Genomic DNA, 18,671 nt, shown 5'->3' with positions numbered 1-18,671 from the left:
CGCTTAATTCTTTGATTTTGATGTGTTATGATAAATAAAAAGTGCTAAAGGAGAAAGTGTATATGGTACAAACATTAGATACATTCTTAACAACAAATTTAAATGAATTGAAAGACAATGGTTTGTATAATGAAATTGATATCGTTGAAGGTGCAAATGGCGCTGAAATAACAATTGGCGGTAAAAATTATATCAACTTATCATCAAATAACTATCTTGGATTAGCTACAGACGAAGACTTGAAAAAAGCAGCTAAAGATGCAATAGATTCACATGGTGTAGGTGCTGGTGCAGTACGTACTATAAATGGAACATTAGATTTGCATAGAGAGTTAGAAGAAACATTAGCACAATTTAAAGGTACGGAAAGCGCTATTGCTTATCAATCAGGATTTAACTGTAACATGGCAGCTATTTCAGCAGTCATGAATAAAAATGATGCAATATTATCTGATGAATTAAATCATGCTTCAATTATTGATGGTTGTCGTTTATCAAAAGCAAAAATCATTCGAGTAAATCACTCAGACATGGAAGACTTAAGAGCAAAAGCGAAAGAAGCGGTTGAATCAGGTCAATATAATAAAGTCATGTACATCACTGATGGTGTGTTCTCAATGGATGGGGACGTAGCTTTATTACCTGAAATCGTTGAAATAGCTGAAGAATTTGGTTTAATCACTTATGTTGATGACGCACATGGTTCAGGTGTAATGGGTAAAGGTGCTGGAACTGTTAAGCATTTTGGTTTACAAGATAAAATTGATTTCCAAATTGGTACACTTTCTAAAGCGATTGGTGTAGTAGGCGGTTATGTGGCAGGTACTAAAGATTTAATTGATTGGTTAAAAGTCGCTTCAAGACCATTTTTATTCTCAACATCTTTAGCTCCTGGAGATACTAAAGCAATTACAGAATCCGTTAAAAAATTAATGGCCTCAACAGAATTACATGATAAATTATGGGATAATGCTAATTATTTAAAAGAAGGCTTAAAAGCAAAAGGTTTCGATATAGGTCATTCTGAAACACCAATCACACCAGTCATTATCGGTGAAGAGAAAAAAGCACAAACATTTAGTAAACGACTTATGGATGAAGGTGTATATGCAAAAGCAATCGTATTCCCAACAGTTCCTAGAGGTACAGGTCGTGTTAGAAATATGCCAACAGCTGCACATACTAAAGAACAACTAGATGATGCAATTGAAGCATATGAAAAAATTGGTAAAGAATTAGGATTATTATAAATAGAATAACTATAAAAAAGCAGTAGAAATTCATTGTATCAATTGAATTTCTACTGCTTTTTCTCATATTTATGAAATGAGTATGTTGTTAAGTGTTAGCTAATTGGCAGTATTGAGAATAATGTCCCTAAGTATCTCTTATACAATTGGTTTTTGTATTAAGTAACTTATTTATTCTTGCTATGTACTTCTGAAGTATACAAATTGGGTGAAATATAGTAAAATATCAATAAAGAAAGCGTTTTTGTTTTTCTCAAGAGTACAAATGAACGTTTCAACAATACAGGAGGATTTTATAATGAAAAAAATCATGATTACTGGGGCGCTAGGGCAAATCGGGACAGAATTAGTTATGAAATTAAGAAAGAAATATGGTAATGAAAATGTTTTAGCAACAGATATAAGAGAACCAGAAAGTGAAAGTGAAATAAATAATGGTCCATTTGAAATTTTAGATGTAACCGATCAAGATAGATTCCATTCATTAGTTAAGAATTTTGAAGCGGATACTTTAATGCATATGGCAGCACTTCTTTCAGCTACTGCTGAAAAAAATCCATTATTCGCATGGAATCTGAATATGGGTGGACTAGTAAATGCTCTTGAAGTAGCTCGAGAATTTGATATGCAGTTCTTTACACCAAGTTCAATCGGTGCGTTTGGTCCAAATACACCTAAAGATATGACACCTCAAGTTACAATTCAAAGACCAACTTCAATGTATGGTGTTAATAAAGTAGCGGGTGAATTGTTATGTGATTATTACTACACTAAATTTGGTGTTGATACGAGAAGTATGAGATTTCCTGGTTTAATTTCTTATATAAAAGAACCAGGTGGAGGTACTACAGATTACGCAGTTGAAATTTACTTCAAAGCAATTCGTGAAGGCAAATACGACAGTTATATTGCGAAAGATACGTATATGGATATGATGTTCATGGACGATGCCATCGATGCAATCATTCAGTTAATGGAAGCAGACAGTGAACGATTGATTAACCGTAATGCATATAATGTGAGTGCAATGAGCGTTGATCCAGAAACAATTAAAACAGCTATTCAAAAGAAAATGCCTAACTTTGAACTAGGATATGATGTTGATCCAGATCGTCAAGCAATTGCCGAGAGTTGGCCAAACGCTATCGATTCATCTTGTGCTAAAGAAGAATGGGGATTTTCTCCAAGTTATAATTTAGATAGTATGACTGAATTAATGCTTAAAGCAATTGAAGAAAAAGATAACTTAGCCAAAAGTTAACTTTAATGTGTATATTTTTTAAATTTTCCAAAAATTCATTGAATAACACCTCTATGACTGATATACTTGTTAACATTAATTATTAATTAGCCTAGGGGGAATCATTATGTCAGAAACATTTTACGTAGAAAAGCGTGAGCAGCTTAAAGAGAAACCGGACTTTCAAAATTTAGTCTTTGGTGAAATCTTTACTGATTATATGCTGTCTATGTCATATAAACAAGGTGAAGGCTGGTCAGAGCCTAAAATAATTCCATATGGGCCGATTACTTTGTCACCAAGTGCACAAGGACTTCATTACGGACAAACAGTATTTGAAGGTATGAAAGCTTATAAAGATGGTGATGATGTTGCACTATTCAGACCAGACCAAAATTTCAAGAGAATTAATTTATCTTTAAAAAGACTTGAAATGCCTCAAATCGATGAAGAAAAAGTATTAGATGGTCTATTACAACTTATAGATTTAGAACGTGAATGGATCCCAAGTGGTGAAGGACAATCTTTATATGTTAGACCATTTGTATATGCTACTGAACCTTACTTAGGTGTACGTTCTTCAACAGACTATGAATTTTTAGTGATTCTTTCTCCAGTAGGCGCTTATTATGGTGATGAACAAATGAAACCTACTAGCATTTATGTAGAAGATGAATTTGTACGTGCAGTAAGAGGCGGCGTTGGCTTTGCTAAATGTGGTGGTAACTATGCGGCTAGTTTAATTGCACAAACACGTGCTAATGAATTAGGTTTCGATCAAGTATTGTGGTTAGATGGTGTAGAACAAAAATATATCGAAGAAGTAGGAAGTATGAATATTTTCTTCGTTATTGATGGAAAAGTAGTAACACCGGAATTAAACGGCAGTATTTTACCAGGTATTACGCGTAAAACTGTACTCGAACTTGCTCAAGAAATGGGCTATGAAACTGAAGAGAAACGATTATCTATCGATGATATTATTAATGCACATCACGATGGTCGTTTAACAGAAATTTTCGGTACAGGAACTGCAGCAGTTATTTCTCCAGTAGGATTCTTAAAATACGAAGAGGCAGAAATTACAATTAATAATAATGAGATTGGTCCAATAACTCAAGCGTTATTTGATGAATATACAGCAATTCAAACTGGTAAAAAAGAAGATAAAAATGGTTGGAGAGTTGTAGTAGGACAAGAAAGTCATATCGAAATAGTATAATTGAGAAACAATAAAGAGCGGCCTACTAGTTGTAGTGCCGCTCTTTTTAAAGGAGTACAAATAATGATTAAATGGTTATTGTTCGATAAAGATGGTACATTACTCAAATTTGATGAAACATGGTCAGAGATTTCATTAGTTATGATAGATCGATTTGTAGAACAGTACCAAGTTGATAATAAGCAAGCCTTACAAGAAAAAATAGGATACGTAAATGATAGATTTTTATCTAGTGGCATACTTGCTTCAGGTACATTGTCAGATATTATAGATGTCTTCTCTGAATACGCACCAACTATAGATAAAAAAGAAATTGAAAAATGGACGGTAAAAATAAGCAAAGACTTAATAAGTGAATATAAACCTGAGACTATCGTCATTGAAGGATTAATAGAAACTTTAACAGCTTTTAAAGACAAAAAATATAATATTGGCATCATCACAAGTGATGATATAGACGGTACAGAACGATTTATTAAAGACGCAAAAGTAGAACATTTGATTGATGAAAAAATTACAGCATCTATAAATGGCTATCAAAAGCCAAACCCTAAAATGGTAGAAAAATTTTATGAAAAATGGGACGTAGCACCTGATGAAATCGCAATAATAGGAGATACACCAACTGATATACAAATGGGCAAAAATGCTCATTTCAAAGTAGTTGTTGGCGTGCTTAGTGGTACAGGAGATAAAGCAGATTTAACAGGTGCAGATTATATTTATAAAGATATTAACGAGTTTTATGAAAAAGAAGCGGAATGGAATAAATAAGATAATTTAAAAAATGCTCCAAACCATTTGAAATAATTAATGGTTTAGAGCATTTTTTTATTTTACTCGTGTATCGATTGAACGGTGTGTTTCTATAACATGTGCAATCTTGTTGATAATGTGATTGATTGATTCTGGATCTTCGTATAAGTCATAATCATTTATATTTACACGTACTACTGGGCATTCTGTGAAATTGTTAACCCAATTATCATAACGTGCGAAAAGTTTTTTCCAGTATGCTTCGTCTGTTTCGATTTCCATTTGGCGACCTCTATTTTTGATGCGTTGTATAACGTCTTCGTAGTCGCATTCTAAATAAATTAATGCATCAGGTTTAGGGAAGTATGGCGTCATAACCATTGCTTCAAATAGATCTCTATAAGTTGCATAGTCTTCTTTTGTCATTGTTCCTTGTTCTTCATGCATTTTTGCGAAAATATCAACATCTTCGTAGATTGAGCGGTCTTGTATAAATCCTCCGCCATATTCAAACATTCTTTTTTGTTCTTTAAAACGTTCCGCTAAAAAGTATATTTGTAGGTGGAAACTCCATCGTTCGAAATCATGATAAAATTTTTCTAAATACGGGTTATTGTCGACTTTTTCAAAAGAAGTCTTAAAGTTTAAACGTTCGCTAAGTGCTTGTGTTAAAGATGATTTTCCAACACCAACAGTACCAGCAATTGTGATAATAGCATCACTTGGTATGACTTTATTTGTCATGTGTAATCTCTCCAATCAAAGGTTGTAATAATTTTAAAATTTGTTGATAATCTGCGGTGTTATTTACGAAATCTAAATGAGAAGTATCAATTTGAATAGCATCGATTTCACTTTTCACTTCTTCGTAGAATTGATTATAATCACTTTTTAGTTGTGCTAAGTAATTATTTTCTATTTGTGATTCATATGATCTATTACGATGGGCAATACGTTGTTGTAGGACTTCTAATGAGGCATCGAGAAAGATAATTTGATCAGGCATACGAATATCTTCAGTTAAAATATCATAAATTCGACTAAATTTATCAAATTCACTATCGTTTAAAGTGTTTTTTGCAAAAATCTTATTTTTAAAAATATGATAATCACTTACGATTCCTTTAATATTCTTTAAATCTGTTAGCTGTTTGTAACGATGACATAAGAAGAACATCTCCGTTTGAAAACTCCATTTAGAAATATCATCATAAAAATCACTTAAGAAAGGATTTTCGTCAACAATTTCAAATTCTTCAGTATAATTTAAAGCTTCAGCAAGCTTTTTAGTTAAGGAGCTTTTCCCGACTCCAATAGGTCCTTCGATTGCAATAAAGTTTTTTTTCATATATATCTCCCTAGATGTTAAAATAGACATACTTATTCTATCATAAATTAAACGGAGTGAAATATAGCGTGCATGAAAATTATATGAAACTTGCAATTGAAGAAGCAAAAAAAGCTTGGGAAATGGATGAAGTACCAATTGGTGCAATTGTTGTATATAAAGGAGAAGTGATTGGAAGAGGTCATAACTTAAGAGAGAATGATCAAGATCCAATTGCACATGCTGAAATGATTGCGATACAAGAGGCAGCCAAGTATCTGAAATCGTGGAGACTAGAAGAAACTACTTTATATGCTACTTTAGAGCCCTGTGTCATGTGTTCAGGCGCGATTGTGATGAGTAGAATAACGCATGTCGTTTATGGTGCAACAGATCCTAAAGGTGGCTGTAGTGGTAGCTTAATAAATTTAATAGAAGATACTCGGTTTAATCACCGTGCTACAGTTGAAAGAGGGATACTTGAGCAAGAATGCGGTGAGATGTTACGAACGTTTTTTAGAGAGAAAAGAAGCCTAAAAAAACAAATTAAGCAGAATAATACAGATTTATAGAGATTATTACTTTTATTTGTTAAAATTTATGTTGAATATAAAGAAAAGAGGTTACTTTCATGATAAAGTTAATCGCAACAGATATGGACGGCACTTTGCTGAACGCAGCACATGAAGTTTCAAATGAAAATTATGAAGCAATAAAATTTGCACAATCAAAAGGTATCTCGGTAGTTATTGCTACTGGAAGAGCATTTTACGAGGCACATAGCCCAATTGAAAAAACAGATTTATCATTACCATACATTTGTTTAAATGGAGCAGAAGTAAGAGATGAAGAATTTAATATCGTCCATACTTCTAAATTAACACGACCTTTAATCAATAAAATTACGGGAATTTTGAACAAAGAAGATATTTATTATCAAGTTTATACGAACTTTGGTATTTATACCGAAGACCCTGAGAAAGACTTGGAAATTTATGTCGATATAGCAGAAAAAGCTGGTCAAAAAGCTGATGTCAAAAAAATCCGTGCCAATATTCAAAGTAGAATTGATAACGGAACTTTAAAAACAGTAGATAGTTACGATGAAATTGAAAGTCGTCCAGGGGAAATTATATTGAAAATTTTAGCATTTGCGAGTGATTTATCTAAAATTGATAGAGCTAAAGCTGAAATTTCAGAATCACAAAGTTTAGCAGTTTCATCATCTTCAAGAGGGAATATTGAAATCACACATTCTGATGCGCAAAAGGGAATTGCATTAGAAGCAATAGCAAATCAATTAAACATTCCAATGTCAGATGTGATGGCAATTGGTGATAACTTAAATGATGTTTCAATGTTAGAAAAAGCCGGGTATGCTGTTGCAATGGAAAACGGAGCACCTGAAGTGAAAGAATTAGCTGATTACGTTACGGATACTAATGAGCATAGTGGTGTAGGAAAAGCGATTATTCATGCATTGAAAAATTATGACCGTTAATATACATCGTCCATAAGAATGATTTTTAATGAAAATTAAATTCTTAGTTTCTCAGTATGCTATAATGATACGTAATTAATATCATTAAAATTTTGAGGTGACAACAGTGAAAGTATTACTTATTGTAGGTAGCGCTAAGCAATATTCACATACACACGCCCTTGCACAATTTGTTCGTGGGAACTTAGAAGACCAAGGTGCAGAGGTAACTTTGTTTGATTTATATGACAAACCAATACCGTTCTTAGACGTATCAGGTCAACATTTAAACGATGAACGAATTAAAGTTAATGTAAATGAATTACGCGAAAAAGCTGAAGAAGCAGATGCGATTATAATTGGTACGCCAAATTACCACGGTTCATATTCTGGTATTTTAAAAAATGCTTTAGACCATTTAACAATGGATCAATTTAAAATGAAACCAGTAGGCTTAATATGTAATAGTGGTGGGATGAGAAGTACAGAGCCATTATCACATTTGAGAATTATTATGAGAAACTTATTAGGAATTGCAGTTCCTGTCCAAATTTCAACACAAGATGCTGACTTCGGTAAAACAGAAGATGGCACATATTATATTGATGTAGATGACATTAAATTACGTGTTAAATTGTTTACAGAGCAAATTACAAAACTAATTAAAAACAATCCTTGGATAGTAGCAGAAGAACAAGTGAATTCATAAAGAGGATAGAGGGCAACAGCAGAGGCTGTTGCCTTCTTTTTGTTCTATATAAGAAAATATGGACCGATAAATAAAATTACCGGTCCAGAAACGGGAAATACGGACCGATAAATAAAATTAGGGGTCCAGAAACGGAAAATACGGACCGATAAATAAAATTACCGGTCCAGAAATGAGAAATACGGACCTATAAAATCAATTATCGACCCGAAAATGCGAAATACATAAAAATACAGACCGGCTCATGGAGGCGGTCTGTTCATATTTAGATTACTTTGTATATTTTAGTCTTGCGAATGCATCGTGTTGGTGTATGGATTCTTCGTTACGACATTCTATTTCGAATCCTTGTATCCAGTCAAGATCTACTAAATCAGCAGCTACTAATCTAATTAAGTCTTCTACAAATCTTGGATTCTCATATGCTCTTTCTGTAACGGCTTTTTCGTCTGTACGTTTCAATATTGGATACAACATTGAACTTGCGTTAGCCTCCATACCGTCTAATACGATGTCTTTGTAGTTATCAGGTAGGTCTATTTCGGGATCTAAGTCAATGAGTACTGTTATGATGCCACGTTGGTTATGTGCTGAATATTCACTGATTTCTTTAGAACATGGGCATAACGTTGTAACAGGTACTTCAATGCCTAAAGATTTTTTAGTCACTTTATCATCTGAAACAGAAAGTATATATCTAATGTCTGCATGTCCGACTGCTTTTTGGTTAGTCACAGGACTAAAACGGTTAAAGAACCATTTAGCTGTAACATCTAATGATGCAGTGTTTTGGAGCATGACAGATTGAAGTGTATTCAATAATGTTGTTAAATGGTCAAATTCTAATTTCACACCGTTATCATAATGCTTTTCAACACTTTCTATAATACGGCTCATATTGATGCCTTTTTCATCTTGATTTAAACTAGTTGAAAATTCGAAGTTTCCAACTGTTTGAAAATCATCTATTCTGACAGGGTAAATTAAGTTTTTGATACCAACATGTTCAATTTCGAATAGGAAATCTTTTTTAGAGCTTTGCAAATCTGGCATCTTTTCTTTTTCGGTAGGTTTATTTCCTTTTATAGGATCAACTGAACCGAAATATTTCCATCTCGCTTCACGTGTTGATAAATCTAATTGTGTCATACACATTGCCTCCACTATCTATTCAATATGATATGTCCAGAAATGTTCTGTCTTCAACCACATATCTTTAGCCGCTTCACTTTCTTGTGTATTTGAAGCGAGATTTTGTAACATTGGACCGGTTTGAGACGCATGAGCTTGAAGGACCTTCATCTTGCGTTCTTCATAACCAGTAATATCTATATTTATATCTGGTTCTCCTAAATCGCTGTATGTGTCATTACTAAACGCTACTAAATGTAGTTTAGGTCTAGATGATTCATCCATGCGACTAACTGTTCTTACTACTGATTCTGCTGTTGCTTCATGATCTGGATGAACAGAATAACCAGGATAGAATGAAATAATAAGTGATGGATTAAGTTCATCTATTAATGATTTTACCATACTATCTATTTCATCTTTAGGTTCAAATTCAATTGTTTTATCTCTATATCCCATTTTTCTTAAATCTGTTATACCAATTGCTTCAGCAGCTGCATCCAATTCACGTTCTCTAATATGTGGTAAAGATTCACGTGTAGCAAAAGGTGGGTTACCAAGATTACGCCCCATCTGACCTAAAGTTAAACATGCATACGTTACAGGGGTACCATCATCTACAAATTTACTAAGTGTGCCAGATGTACCGAATGCTTCGTCGTCAGGATGTGGAAAAATAACTAATACTTGTCTTTCATCATTCATTGTATTCACCTCTTAATCCTTGAAAGGATTGCTACTTATTTCTAATGTCGCAGCAAGTTGTCCTTCATAATTTAGTCCTGCTAATAATAGTTCTTTATCTTCAGTTACCTCAAAGTGTGTTAAACCTTGTACATAGACCCAACCATTGTTGTCTAATTTTAATCCCACACGATAAGGCTCTTTATTCCCACCAGTTAAATGTGCATGGGTAAATGTGACTTGGATATTTCTTAAAAATGTACCAGCATTAAATACTTTGTTGTCGAAATGGTTAGCATAAGCTCCATTTGTCGTTTCTACATGGAGATATACTGGCTTATTTTCATATTCTGATATTAGTGTTTGTACTTGATCTACTTGAATTAATTCCATGCCTTTCACTCCTCATAGTATATACTTTACTATTCTACTAAATTCTTGAGTAAATTTATATACAATCTGCTCACAACCTATGATTTATTATCTTTTAATATTACATCTCTAGTGTGTTGATATTGATTCATATTATTTTGGTATTCTAACAACATATAACTCACTACATCAATTAGAAAATGAGCTGAAATTTGTGTATTAATAAATTGTTTGTCGTTCACTCTTGTTTGATCAATTGTCATGATCACAATGTCAGAGTTTGCGGTAAGTTCACTTCCAGCATAATTGGTTATAGCGATAACTGTAGCATTTTGTGATTTGGCGATTTTTGCAGCATTTATGAGTTCATCCGTCTTCCCACTATTTGAAAATGCTATAAGTACATCCTTCTCAGATAATAATGATGCGCCAATTTTCATTTGATGCGCATCTGTTACGGCACTACCATTTATGCCCATTCTCATTGTTCTATAGTAAAACTCAGTTGCAGTTAATCCAGAACTTCCTAAACCTGCAAAAAGTGTTTGTTCACTATTAGATAAAGTACTAATAAGTTGATTGATTTTCTCATTAGATATAAATTCACCTGTTTGTTGAATAATTGTTTGATGATATTCATGAATTCTTTTAATAAGTGGAACATTTTGAATATCTGTTTTTTCATAAGTTTGTTGAATGTTAAATTTCATATCTTGAAAGTGTTGATAATTCAATTTATGACTGAACCTTGTAATACTTGAAGTAGAAACATCGATAGCGTATGCCAATGAAGTAATAGTTGAAAAATGGTCTCCTACAGGATGATCTAATATGTATCTAGCAATTTTTTCGTCAGCTTTTGTGAAAAGGTATGAAAATTGCTGAATACGATTTTCAAAATTCATAATTTACACCTCTATTTAATTAGTAATTATGAGTATATATGAAAATGTTTTTCAAAACAAATAATAGTATTGACTATAATTTTCATGATGTTATATTTAGGATAAATAGGAGGTGCGTATTTTATGAGTAAAATTTTTGATAAAGCGCAACAATTCGGGAAATCATTTATGTTACCAATCGCCATTCTACCAGCAGCAGGTTTGCTATTAGGTATTGGTGGTGCATTAAGCAATCCAAATACAATTAAAGCATATCCAATTTTGGATATAGATTTTTTGCAATATATATTTATCTTAATGTCTTCAGCGGGTAATATCGTTTTTGCTAACTTGCCAGTGCTATTTGCAATCGGGGTGGCTATAGGTTTGGCGAAAAGTGATAAAGGAACAGCAGGATTAGCAGCAATGTTAGGTTTCTTAATCATGAATGCTACAATGAACGCATTATTAACCATTACTGATGATGTCGCAGCACAAGAAGAATTAGCTAAAGCTGGACAAGGCATGGTCTTAGGGATTCAAACTGTTGAAACAGGTGTGTTTGGCGGGATTATTGTAGGTATTATGACAGCAATGCTACATAATAAGTACAATAAAATTTCATTACCACCATTTTTAGGGTTCTTTGGTGGATCTAGATTTATACCAATTGTAACTTCAGTAGCTTCTATAGGATTAGGCGTTATCCTATTCTTTATTTGGCCAACGATTCAAGGTTGGATATTCAATGCAGGTGGACTTGTTAATAAAACAGGTGTAATTGGTACATTTATTTATGGATTTGTATTACGTATGCTTGGACCATTTGGTTTACATCACATATTCTATTTACCATTCTGGCAAACTGCTTTAGGTGGAACTATGGAAATCAATGGCAAAATTGTACAAGGTACACAAAACATCTTCTTTGCACAATTAGGAGATGCAAATGTAACGCAATATTATTCAGGTATTTCTAGATATATGTCAGGTCGATTTATTACGATGATGTTTGGACTATTAGGTGCAGCTTTAGCAATTTATCATACAGCTAAACCAGAAAAGAAAAAAGTAGTCGGTGGTTTAATGCTGTCAGCAGCATTGACATCATTTTTAACGGGTATAACAGAACCATTAGAATTTAGTTTCTTATTTATAGCTCCAGTGTTATATGTTATTCATGCCATATTTGATGGATTAGCATTTATGATGGCAGATATATTTAATATTACAATTGGACAAACATTTAGCGGTGGCTTTATTGATTACATTCTATTTGGCGTGTTACAAGGAAACAGCAAGACTAACTTCTTACTTGTCATTCCAATAGGTATAGTTTGGTTCTTATTGTATTATGTAACATTTAGATTCTTAATTACGAAGTTTAACTTTAAGACACCTGGCCGTGAAGATGAAGATTCAGTCAAATCTGTTGATGTGAGTGATCGCGCAAAGACAATCATCGAAGGCTTAGGTGGCAAAGACAATATAGATACAGTTGATTGTTGTGCAACACGTCTTAGAGTAACAATCAATGATGAAAAACTTTTCAATGAAGATGTTATTAAGACAATTTAATCGAGAGGTGTTGTACAAAAAGGAACAGGTGTTCAAATCATTTACGGTCCACATGTTACAACAATAAAAAATGAAGTAGAAGAAGCATTAGAAAATAAATAAGGAGTGCTTAATAAATGTTACCACAAGGATTAATTGTTTCATGTCAAGCTTTACCAGAGGAGCCTTTGCATTCATCATTTATAATGAGTAAGATGGCATTAGCAGCATATCAAGCAGGTGCAAAAGGAATTCGAGCAAATACGAAAGAAGATATCATCGCAATAAAAGAAGAAATCAGTTTACCAGTAATAGGTATTGTAAAGCGTGATTATGAAGGTTCTAAAGTCTTTATTACAGCTACATCTAAAGAAGTCGATGAGTTAATTGAAAGTGGTTGTGAAGTGATCGCTTTAGATGCAACGAAACAAGAAAGACCTAAAGAATCACTTGAGGAACTTGTTTCATATATTAGAGAGCATGCACCAAATGTTGAGATTATGGCAGATGTATCTGATTTAGAAGAAGCGGTTAATGCTGATAAACTAGGGTTTGATTACGTTGGTACAACATTAAGAGGATACACAGAATATACTAAAGGGCATGTTTTATACGAAAATGATTTTCAATTTTTAAAAGACGTGTTAAGCAATGTTAATGCAAAAGTAATAGCAGAGGGAAATGTTATTACACCAGAAATGTTTAAACGTGTTACGGATTTAGGCGTGCATTGTACAGTAGTTGGAGGAGCCATCACAAGACCTTTAGAAATAGCAAAACGATTTATTAAAGAAATAGAGGGATAAATAATGAAAATTATTAACTTAGGTTCTAAAGAGGAAGCGTGTCATTACGTAGCAAATGAGTTGTTAAAACAAATTATTTCAAATAAAAAGAGTGTGCTAGGTTTAGCTACAGGCGGAACGATGGTTCGAGTATATGAGCAACTTGTTAATTTAATTAGAATTAATGAAATTGATTTAAGTGAAATTACGACATTTAACTTAGATGAGTATATTGGAATAGATTATGACCATCCGGAAAGTTATTACACATATATGCATGACGTGTTGTTCAATCACTTACCAACTTGGAACGAAGAGAAAATACATTTGCCAAACGGGTCAGCTGAAAATCTTCAAGAAGAAATAAAACGTTACGAAGATTTATTAGATAAAGAAGGACCGATAGATGTACAAATATTAGGAATTGGTGAAAATGGGCATATCGGTTTTAATGAACCAGGGACATCATTTGATAGTTTAACAAGTGTCGTAGGTTTAACACAGTCTACAATAGAAGCAAACAGCAGATACTTTGAAACAAAAGAAGAAGTGCCTGAACAAGCAATATCAATGGGAATTCACTCTATATTGAAAGCAAAACGTATTATCTTATTAGCATATGGACCTAAAAAAGCTGATGCAATTCGTAAATTATTAACTGGTGAAATCACAACTGATTTACCAGCATCAGCTTTATACAATCATCCAAATGTGGAAGTAATATTAGATAATAACGCATATTTAAGTGAACAAGAAGAAATTTAGAACATTGCATTGTTTTTAAATTCACTTGAATGATTATTAGCTTTAAAGTACAATTACTACTGAGATTAGCCTCAAGAAATGGCGGGTGGAAGTAGTGGAAACAATGCGTATTTCATTTAATGATGAAGCGGTATTGGATTATTGCAATATTATGGGGTACCAATATTTTGAAGAAGTACCTGTTCAATATTTGTTAAGTATTCTTCGGGAGTTTAATAGTTTTAAGCCTTTTATGGGGAGTAAGACGAAACTCAGACAAATTAAAAGTGAGTTCGAACAAACAGAACGTATTATGACATTAGAAAATTACAACGCAGAATTAGAATGTCTTAAAGAAAATAAAGATGGAGATAATGCATTTTACCAATATCAAATGACATTATTTAAGAATCGCAAAGTTGTAGCTAAAGTTACAGCAGAATTTAGTATAATGTACTAGTAAATATAAAAAAACTGCCTACAAAGTCGGAAACCTTTGTAGGCAGTTTTTATTATACTTCTTCAGCATATACTTCGATTTTTTCAATTCGATTTGAAGCACCGTGATCTACTGGTCCTACAAAATCATTCATTTTCCAGCCATTTTTAATTGCAGATGCTACAAATGCTTTTGCATGTTTAACCGCTTCTTCTGGTGTTTCACCATTTGCTAAATTAGCTGTTGTTGCTGCGGCGAATGTACATCCTGCACCGTGATTATAACTAGATTGGAATTTGTCTGTTGAAAGCAGAACGTGCTTTTGACCATTGTAGTATAAGTCATATGCTTTATCTGATTCTAAAGCTTTTCCACCTTTAATGACGATATATTGTGCACCAAGGTCGTGGATTTTTTCTGCTGCTTTTTTCATATCATCAATTGTTGTAAGTTTACCTAAGCCTGAAAGTTGACCAGCTTCAAATAAGTTTGGTGTTACGACAGTAGCTTTTGGTAATAGTTCTTTAATCATTGCTTCAGTATTTCCTGGGTTAAGTACTTCATCGTCACCTTTACATACCATTACAGGGTCAACTACAAAAATTTCAGATCCTGATTCATCATATGCTTGACGTGCACGTTTAATGACTTCTTCTGAACCGAGCATACCCGTTTTAATTGCATCAGGGCCAATTGAAATAGCAGTGTTTAACTGTTTATCTAATAAATCAAGAGGTAATGGCGTTACATCATGTGCCCATGTTTTTGGGTCCATAGTAACGACTGCTGCTAATGCTACCATTCCGTATGTGTCGTGTTCTTGGAATGTTTTTAAATCAGCTTGCATTCCAGCTCCAGCACTTGTGTCAGATCCTGCTATTGTTAAGACTTTTTTTAATGCCATTGATGATTCCTCCCAATATTTCATATGTTACATCATATCATGTTTTTTAATTGTAAAAAATAGTTATGACCTTTTCATTAGTGCTATGTTATCATTTTGATTGAGGTGAATAATATGGATTGGCAAGAAATATTTCACAATATAAAAAAAGAGCATGACTTTAGCGAAATGGAGTCGTTTCTTGAAGAAGAATATCAAAACAAAACAATCTATCCAGATAGGGAAAATATTTATCAAGCGTTTGATTTAACCCCTTTAGATAGAGTGAAAGTGGTTATACTTGGTCAAGATCCATATCATGGACCTAATCAAGCACATGGTTTAGCTTTTTCAGTTCAACCTGATGCAAAGTTTCCACCTTCATTAAGAAATATATATAAAGAATTAGAGGAAGATATAGGGTGTAAACGCGAAACACCACACTTGCAAGATTGGGCAAATGAAGGCGTGCTATTGTTAAACACTGTATTAACTGTAGAAGCACATAAAGCACATTCTCATAAAGATATTGGTTGGGAAATATTCACGGATGAAATCATTAAAAGTGTTTCTCGTGAACTAGATGATGTTGTGTTTGTCTTGTGGGGAAAACCAGCGCAATCTAAAATTAAGCTGATTGATACAGAACGTCACCATATTATACAATCTGTTCATCCAAGTCCGTTATCAGCTTATAGAGGATTCTTTGGCTCGAAACCATTTAGTAAAACAAACGAAAATCTGACTTCAAATGGAAAAGATCCTATAAAATGGTGTGGAGGTGACAATTTATGATTAGTAGAGATCAATTAATTGCTGCCATTGAAGAAGAACTAGTTGGAGCTGATAATGCCTCAACAAATGAAGTTTTTAATCGTCATATGCATGCAATTCATACTTTAAGTGGATTAGTTGATAAAAAAGAGGGTATTAATCACGATATAAAAGTGGAACAAAACTTCTCTTCGACTCCAAAAAATCCAATTAAAAAATCACAATCAAAAGTCTCTAATGAAGAAATTAGAAAGATGGGTGGAAAAGTACTTGATCAACCATCTGCTAATAAAACTGAAAATCAATTAACAACAGATGATGGTGTAGGTAATGGAAATTCAATTTTTGATTTTTAATAATAGAAAGGAAGATAAAAAATGAAATTATTTATAATTATAGGTGCGATTAATGCAATGATCGCAGTAGCAGCTGGAGCATTTGGTGCACATGGTTTAGAAAACAAATTATCAGCTAAATACTTAGATATATGGGAAAAAGCTACAACATACCAAATGTACCATGCATTAGGATTGATATTACTTGGTATTATTTCGGGAGCAACATCAACTAGTTTAAATTTAGCAGGTTGGTTGATGACATTCGGAATTGTATTCTTTAGTGGGTCATTATATATTTTAGCTGTAACACAAATTAAAATATTAGGTGCTATTACGCCAATTGGTGGCGTACTGTTCATTGCAAGTTGGATTTTACTCGTAATTGCTGTTTGGAAATCTTAAGAAGTAGTTAATTACGTTTCACGAAACATATATATATAAAGGTGGAACATTTATGGCAAGAAAAAAGAAAGATTTATCAAGAGGAAATTTAGATAAAAATTTATCTGAAAAATTTGTTTGGGCTATTGCTTACGGTTCAAGTATCGGATGGGGAGCGTTTATACTTCCTGGTGATTGGATTAGTCAAGCAGGTCCATTAGGTGCATCAATCGGTATCTTTATTGGTGCTTTACTCATGATCGTTATTGCAGTTAGTTATGGTGCACTCGTTGAGAAGTTTCCAGTTTCCGGTGGCGCATTTGCTTTTGGATATTTAGGATTCGGTAAATATGTATCATTCTTCTCATCATGGTTTCTAACATTTGGTTATATATGTATCGTTGCATTAAACGCTTCGGCATTTAGTTTGCTCTTTAAATTTGTTATGCCAGGATTTTTAGAACAAGGTAAATTATATACAGTTGCAGGTTGGGACGTGTACATAACTGAAATTATACTATCCTCACTTATTTTATTAATTTTTGCTTGGATTAGTATAAAAGGATCAAGTTTTTCAGGTAGTTTACAATATGTATTCTGCGTTATATTAGCTGTTGTAGTGATATTATTATTTGCAGGATCATTTTTCACTCAAGATTTTTCATTCTCTAATTTGAAACCAGTCGTTAATAACGACGTTGGTTGGTTATCGTCTATCGTAGTAATTTTGGCAGTTGCTCCGTGGGCATATGTAGGATTTGACAATATTCCACAAACAGCAGAAGAATTTAATTTTTCACCGAGTAAGACATTTAAGTTAATCGTATTCAGTTTATTAGCTTCAGCATTAACTTATGTCATGATGATATTGTTAACAAGTTGGTTATTTAAAGATGCATCAGCAGTAGGCGGAGACTTATGGGTAACAGGGTCAGTTGTCCAAGAAGCATTCTCGTTTGTTGGATTGGCAGTGTTAATTGTTGCGATCATGATGGGGATATTTACAGGTTTAAACGGATTCTTTATGAGTTCTAGTAGATTATTATTCTCCATGGGTAGAGCATCCGTTATGCCAAGCATCTTCAAAAAATTACATCCAAAATATAATACACCATATATCAGTATTATATTTATATTAGTGCTTGCGTTAGTAGCACCTTGGTTAGGAAGAACAGCTTTAACATGGATTGTAGATATGTCTTCAACAGGTGTATCAATCGCATACTTTATAACATGTTTATCAGCATTTAAACTATTCTCTTATGATAAAAGAAGTATGATGTATCATCCGAAATATAAAACATTTGCTATCATCGGAGCAATGATTGCAGGTATATTCTTATGTTTATTACTAATTCCAGGATCACCAGCAAGTTTATCACTACCATCGTATATCGCACTATTTGTATGGTTCGTACTTGGAATTATATTCTTCATGATAAGATATCCATCACTTAAAAAAATGACAAACGATGAATTGAATTATCTCGTATTAGATAAAACAAAAGAAGAAATGATAGAACTAGAAGCAAAAACAGAAATTAAAGATTAAACAAAAAACAGACTAAATATTAGTCTGTTTCAGACTGTGGACAAACTGAACTTAATTTTATAAGTTCAGTTTTTTTTTTTGTTTTAATAAGTATGTTTTATTAAATTTAAGCTTAAACTGCGTTTAAACTAGGCTGTTTGTGGCTCTTTTACAAGCCACATTG

Annotated in this window: 21 protein-coding genes and 1 pseudogene; 15 read left to right on the top strand and 7 right to left on the bottom strand. The window is 33.1% G+C overall.

All coding sequences use genetic code 11. The features are described 5' to 3' along the window. Window positions 1-62: 62 nt before the first annotated feature. The 4 genes from CD129_RS02855 (at window position 63) to CD129_RS02840 (ending at window position 4,486) form a co-directional block, all read left to right on the top strand. A complete protein-coding gene (locus CD129_RS02855) occupies window positions 63-1,250 on the top strand; it encodes a glycine C-acetyltransferase (RefSeq protein WP_078357788.1) in 1,188 nt (395 codons plus the stop codon). A gap of 298 nt (window positions 1,251-1,548) precedes the next feature. Then, window positions 1,549-2,511 (top strand): L-threonine 3-dehydrogenase, encoded by a 963-nt coding sequence (locus CD129_RS02850; RefSeq protein ID WP_115337855.1) that lies wholly within the window; start codon window positions 1,549-1,551, stop codon window positions 2,509-2,511. Between the two features lie 106 nt (window positions 2,512-2,617). Further along, complete coding sequence (locus CD129_RS02845; protein WP_078357790.1) at window positions 2,618-3,712, top strand: branched-chain amino acid aminotransferase; 1,095 nt, start codon at window positions 2,618-2,620, stop codon at window positions 3,710-3,712. 63 nt (window positions 3,713-3,775) lie between these two features. Next, on the top strand, window positions 3,776-4,486 hold the full coding sequence (locus CD129_RS02840) for an HAD family hydrolase (RefSeq protein WP_115337854.1): 711 nt from the start codon (window positions 3,776-3,778) through the stop codon (window positions 4,484-4,486). 57 nt (window positions 4,487-4,543) lie between these two features. On the opposite strand, the gene CD129_RS02835 is transcribed toward CD129_RS02840, so the two are convergent. Together CD129_RS02835 and CD129_RS02830 are read right to left on the bottom strand one after the other, a co-directional pair. After that, window positions 4,544-5,212 carry a deoxynucleoside kinase gene (locus CD129_RS02835; RefSeq protein WP_115337853.1) on the bottom strand — a complete coding sequence of 223 codons (669 nt, stop codon included), beginning with the start codon at window positions 5,210-5,212 and terminating at the stop codon, window positions 4,544-4,546. After that, window positions 5,202-5,816, bottom strand: a complete 615-nt coding sequence (locus CD129_RS02830) for a deoxynucleoside kinase (RefSeq protein WP_115337852.1) — start codon at window positions 5,814-5,816, stop codon at window positions 5,202-5,204. The genes CD129_RS02835 and CD129_RS02830 overlap by 11 nt, the downstream gene beginning before the upstream one ends. A 68-nt stretch (window positions 5,817-5,884) precedes the next feature. Here CD129_RS02830 and tadA point away from each other — a divergent pair, with 68 nt between their 5' ends. From tadA to CD129_RS02815, 3 genes are all read left to right on the top strand, one after another. After that, window positions 5,885-6,367 carry a tRNA adenosine(34) deaminase TadA gene (tadA, locus tag CD129_RS02825; RefSeq protein WP_115337851.1) on the top strand — a complete coding sequence of 161 codons (483 nt, stop codon included), beginning with the start codon at window positions 5,885-5,887 and terminating at the stop codon, window positions 6,365-6,367. Window positions 6,368-6,426: 59 nt separating this feature from the next. Continuing rightward, the gene (locus tag CD129_RS02820) at window positions 6,427-7,296 is read left to right on the top strand and encodes a Cof-type HAD-IIB family hydrolase (protein WP_078357794.1); all 870 of its coding nucleotides are present in this window, start codon (window positions 6,427-6,429) and stop codon (window positions 7,294-7,296) included. A 106-nt stretch (window positions 7,297-7,402) separates the two neighbouring features. Continuing rightward, entirely contained in the window at window positions 7,403-7,984 is a 582-nt protein-coding gene (locus CD129_RS02815) for an NADPH-dependent FMN reductase (RefSeq protein WP_115337850.1), read from the top strand. A gap of 270 nt (window positions 7,985-8,254) precedes the next feature. On the opposite strand, the gene folE2 is transcribed toward CD129_RS02815, so the two are convergent. The 4 genes from folE2 to CD129_RS02795 form a co-directional block, all read right to left on the bottom strand. Next, on the bottom strand, window positions 8,255-9,133 hold the full coding sequence (gene folE2 / locus CD129_RS02810; RefSeq protein WP_115337849.1) for a GTP cyclohydrolase FolE2: 879 nt from the start codon (window positions 9,131-9,133) through the stop codon (window positions 8,255-8,257). 18 nt (window positions 9,134-9,151) lie between these two features. Beyond that, window positions 9,152-9,820 (bottom strand): bacillithiol biosynthesis deacetylase BshB2, encoded by a 669-nt coding sequence (gene bshB2, locus CD129_RS02805; RefSeq protein ID WP_078357797.1) that lies wholly within the window; start codon window positions 9,818-9,820, stop codon window positions 9,152-9,154. 12 nt (window positions 9,821-9,832) lie between these two features. Continuing rightward, a complete protein-coding gene (locus CD129_RS02800) occupies window positions 9,833-10,192 on the bottom strand; it encodes a YojF family protein (protein WP_078357798.1) in 360 nt (119 codons plus the stop codon). A gap of 77 nt (window positions 10,193-10,269) precedes the next feature. Beyond that, a complete protein-coding gene (locus CD129_RS02795; RefSeq protein WP_078357799.1) occupies window positions 10,270-11,076 on the bottom strand; it encodes a MurR/RpiR family transcriptional regulator in 807 nt (268 codons plus the stop codon). A 123-nt stretch (window positions 11,077-11,199) separates the two neighbouring features. Here CD129_RS02795 and ptsG point away from each other — a divergent pair. The 4 genes and pseudogenes from ptsG to CD129_RS02775 all read left to right on the top strand — a co-directional run bounded on the left by ptsG (window position 11,200) and on the right by CD129_RS02775 (window position 14,601). After that, window positions 11,200-12,735, top strand: a pseudogene (gene ptsG / locus CD129_RS02790) (glucose-specific PTS transporter subunit IIBC). A gap of 14 nt (window positions 12,736-12,749) precedes the next feature. Continuing rightward, window positions 12,750-13,418: an N-acetylmannosamine-6-phosphate 2-epimerase gene (locus CD129_RS02785; RefSeq protein WP_078357801.1), complete on the top strand. Its 669-nt coding sequence runs from the start codon at window positions 12,750-12,752 to the stop codon at window positions 13,416-13,418. A gap of 3 nt (window positions 13,419-13,421) precedes the next feature. Next, the gene (gene nagB / locus CD129_RS02780; protein ID WP_115337848.1) at window positions 13,422-14,162 is read left to right on the top strand and encodes a glucosamine-6-phosphate deaminase; all 741 of its coding nucleotides are present in this window, start codon (window positions 13,422-13,424) and stop codon (window positions 14,160-14,162) included. A 103-nt stretch (window positions 14,163-14,265) separates the two neighbouring features. Continuing rightward, the gene (locus tag CD129_RS02775) at window positions 14,266-14,601 is read left to right on the top strand and encodes a hypothetical protein (protein ID WP_237687752.1); all 336 of its coding nucleotides are present in this window, start codon (window positions 14,266-14,268) and stop codon (window positions 14,599-14,601) included. 52 nt (window positions 14,602-14,653) lie between these two features. On the opposite strand, the gene thiD is transcribed toward CD129_RS02775, so the two are convergent. Next, complete coding sequence (gene thiD / locus CD129_RS02770) at window positions 14,654-15,484, bottom strand: bifunctional hydroxymethylpyrimidine kinase/phosphomethylpyrimidine kinase (RefSeq protein WP_115337847.1); 831 nt, start codon at window positions 15,482-15,484, stop codon at window positions 14,654-14,656. Window positions 15,485-15,589: 105 nt separating this feature from the next. Here thiD and CD129_RS02765 point away from each other — a divergent pair, with 105 nt between their 5' ends. From CD129_RS02765 to CD129_RS02750, 4 genes are read left to right on the top strand one after another with little or no spacing between them, the layout of a single operon-like run. Beyond that, entirely contained in the window at window positions 15,590-16,258 is a 669-nt protein-coding gene (locus tag CD129_RS02765) for a uracil-DNA glycosylase (protein ID WP_256681890.1), read from the top strand. Further along, complete coding sequence (locus CD129_RS02760; RefSeq protein ID WP_078357806.1) at window positions 16,255-16,593, top strand: DUF5327 family protein; 339 nt, start codon at window positions 16,255-16,257, stop codon at window positions 16,591-16,593. The genes CD129_RS02765 and CD129_RS02760 overlap by 4 nt, the downstream gene beginning before the upstream one ends. Before the next feature lie 21 nt (window positions 16,594-16,614). After that, complete coding sequence (locus CD129_RS02755; protein ID WP_107509277.1) at window positions 16,615-16,977, top strand: DUF423 domain-containing protein; 363 nt, start codon at window positions 16,615-16,617, stop codon at window positions 16,975-16,977. Window positions 16,978-17,029: 52 nt separating this feature from the next. Continuing rightward, window positions 17,030-18,508 (top strand): APC family permease, encoded by a 1,479-nt coding sequence (locus tag CD129_RS02750; RefSeq protein WP_078357808.1) that lies wholly within the window; start codon window positions 17,030-17,032, stop codon window positions 18,506-18,508. Window positions 18,509-18,671 lie beyond the last annotated feature (163 nt).

Source organism: Mammaliicoccus fleurettii, assembly GCF_003970575.1.
GTDB classification, from domain to species: domain Bacteria; phylum Bacillota; class Bacilli; order Staphylococcales; family Staphylococcaceae; genus Mammaliicoccus; species Mammaliicoccus fleurettii.
This window is presented reverse-complemented; position numbering and strand designations above follow the sequence as displayed.

What these genes read in the sequence shown, in the direction of transcription:
- CD129_RS02750 (WP_078357808.1), top strand. Translation starts at nt 17,030, where the DNA reads ATGGCAAGAAAAAAGAAAGATTTATCAAGAGGAAATTTAGATAAAAAT.
- CD129_RS02820 (WP_078357794.1), top strand. Translation starts at nt 6,427, where the DNA reads ATGATAAAGTTAATCGCAACAGATATGGACGGCACTTTGCTGAACGCA.
- CD129_RS02835 (WP_115337853.1), bottom strand. Translation starts at nt 5,212, where the DNA reads ATGACAAATAAAGTCATACCAAGTGATGCTATTATCACAATTGCTGGT.
- CD129_RS02840 (WP_115337854.1), top strand. Translation starts at nt 3,776, where the DNA reads ATGATTAAATGGTTATTGTTCGATAAAGATGGTACATTACTCAAATTT.
- CD129_RS02755 (WP_107509277.1), top strand. Translation starts at nt 16,615, where the DNA reads ATGAAATTATTTATAATTATAGGTGCGATTAATGCAATGATCGCAGTA.
- bshB2 (WP_078357797.1), bottom strand. Translation starts at nt 9,820, where the DNA reads ATGAATGATGAAAGACAAGTATTAGTTATTTTTCCACATCCTGACGAC.
- CD129_RS02775 (WP_237687752.1), top strand. Translation starts at nt 14,266, where the DNA reads ATGCGTATTTCATTTAATGATGAAGCGGTATTGGATTATTGCAATATT.
- CD129_RS02850 (WP_115337855.1), top strand. Translation starts at nt 1,549, where the DNA reads ATGAAAAAAATCATGATTACTGGGGCGCTAGGGCAAATCGGGACAGAA.
- CD129_RS02785 (WP_078357801.1), top strand. Translation starts at nt 12,750, where the DNA reads ATGTTACCACAAGGATTAATTGTTTCATGTCAAGCTTTACCAGAGGAG.
- CD129_RS02760 (WP_078357806.1), top strand. Translation starts at nt 16,255, where the DNA reads ATGATTAGTAGAGATCAATTAATTGCTGCCATTGAAGAAGAACTAGTT.
- folE2 (WP_115337849.1), bottom strand. Translation starts at nt 9,133, where the DNA reads ATGACACAATTAGATTTATCAACACGTGAAGCGAGATGGAAATATTTC.
- CD129_RS02845 (WP_078357790.1), top strand. Translation starts at nt 2,618, where the DNA reads ATGTCAGAAACATTTTACGTAGAAAAGCGTGAGCAGCTTAAAGAGAAA.
- CD129_RS02800 (WP_078357798.1), bottom strand. Translation starts at nt 10,192, where the DNA reads ATGGAATTAATTCAAGTAGATCAAGTACAAACACTAATATCAGAATAT.
- CD129_RS02795 (WP_078357799.1), bottom strand. Translation starts at nt 11,076, where the DNA reads ATGAATTTTGAAAATCGTATTCAGCAATTTTCATACCTTTTCACAAAA.
- nagB (WP_115337848.1), top strand. Translation starts at nt 13,422, where the DNA reads ATGAAAATTATTAACTTAGGTTCTAAAGAGGAAGCGTGTCATTACGTA.
- CD129_RS02855 (WP_078357788.1), top strand. Translation starts at nt 63, where the DNA reads ATGGTACAAACATTAGATACATTCTTAACAACAAATTTAAATGAATTG.
- thiD (WP_115337847.1), bottom strand. Translation starts at nt 15,484, where the DNA reads ATGGCATTAAAAAAAGTCTTAACAATAGCAGGATCTGACACAAGTGCT.
- CD129_RS02830 (WP_115337852.1), bottom strand. Translation starts at nt 5,816, where the DNA reads ATGAAAAAAAACTTTATTGCAATCGAAGGACCTATTGGAGTCGGGAAA.